General features: G+C 47.2%; 1 protein-coding gene. It reads left to right on the forward strand.

What is annotated here, in order from left to right; genetic code table 11:
- Positions 1 to 24: 24 nt before the first annotated feature.
- On the forward strand, positions 25 to 710 hold a 686-nt coding region (locus R8N49_RS27145; protein WP_318190453.1), incomplete at its 3' end, for a serine/threonine-protein kinase.

Below are 710 nucleotides of genomic sequence, written 5' to 3' on the forward strand. Positions count from 1 at the left end.
TAAAACAATAAGATATCAGGCACTGTGCAGTTAGGCTCTAGCGAAACCCAAGTTTATTATCATCTTCTTGATCTGGACGACTCCCAAAAGCAGCAATACCTCCAAGAATTGCAACAGAGTCAACCTGAGCTATACATTCAACTCGCGCCCCTTTTAGCCCATGAAGCCCCAGAAGAGCGATTAACGCAATTGCTTTACTTTGGCGCTCATCAAGCGACCAACAGCGAGATCGACCTTAGTGGCGAAGTGATCAGTAAGTATCGCCTAACTCATGAGTTGGGACGTGGTGGTATGGGCGTCGTTTATGCCGCGCAACGCGCAGATGAGACCTTCGAGCAAGATCTTGCGATCAAATTCATCCAAAGCAATTTAAGTAATGTACTCGGACAACGGGCACTTTTCGATGAAGCGCAGCTACTAGCACGTTTAAATCACCCTTATATTGCGAAAGTCTTTGACGGCGGCCTGCATGACGGCTCGGTTTACATCGTCATGGAGCGCGTGTTTGGCCAAACATTGGATGATTATCTTGCCGAAGTCACACTGACAGACCGAGAGAAGCTCACGCTGTTTAAGCAGATTTGTCAGGCAATGGAACACGCGCATCACCACCACGTGTTACACGCCGATCTCAAGCCTGAAAATATCCTGATTGACCCAAATAAACGACCGAAATTGCTCGATTTCAATCTGACGCAGAAAGTGCAAAA

The organism is Vibrio sp. 1978 (assembly GCF_033344345.1).